Source organism: Roseburia sp. OF03-24 (assembly GCF_003463035.1).
Classification (GTDB): domain Bacteria; phylum Bacillota; class Clostridia; order Lachnospirales; family Lachnospiraceae; genus Roseburia; species Roseburia rectibacter.
Window position 1 is genome coordinate 1 of record NZ_QSCK01000081.1, and the last position, 513, is coordinate 513.

Sequence of the window (513 nt, forward strand, 5' to 3'; positions counted from 1 at the left end):
ATAACTCAACAGTGAAATAATCTCTACTTGATTTCCTTAGAAAGGAGGTGATCCAGCCGCACCTTCCGATACGGCTACCTTGTTACGACTTCACCCCAGTTATCGATCCTGCCTTCGGCAGCTCCCTCCTTGCGGTTGGGTCACTGACTTCGGGCATTACCAACTCCCATGGTGTGACGGGCGGTGTGTACAAGACCCGGGAACGTATTCACCGCGACATTCTGATTCGCGATTACTAGCGATTCCAGCTTCGTGCAGTCGAGTTGCAGACTGCAGTCCGAACTGAGACGTTATTTTTGAGATTTGCTCCCCCTCGCAGGCTCGCTTCCCTTTGTTTACGCCATTGTAGCACGTGTGTAGCCCAAGTCATAAGGGGCATGATGATTTGACGTCATCCCCACCTTCCTCCAGGTTATCCCTGGCAGTCTCCCTAGAGTGCCCAGCCGAACTGCTGGCTACTAAGAATAGGGGTTGCGCTCGTTGCGGGACTTAACCCAACATCTCACGACACGA

Annotated in this window: 1 rRNA gene (only partly in view); it reads right to left on the reverse strand. The window is 52.6% G+C overall.

Annotation, left to right across the window (positions count from 1 at the left end):
* Positions 1–40 precede the first annotated feature (40 nt).
* A 16S ribosomal RNA gene (locus DXA60_RS18450) occupies positions 41–513 on the reverse strand; its annotated part runs 871 nt beyond the window's last position; the annotation flags it as partial.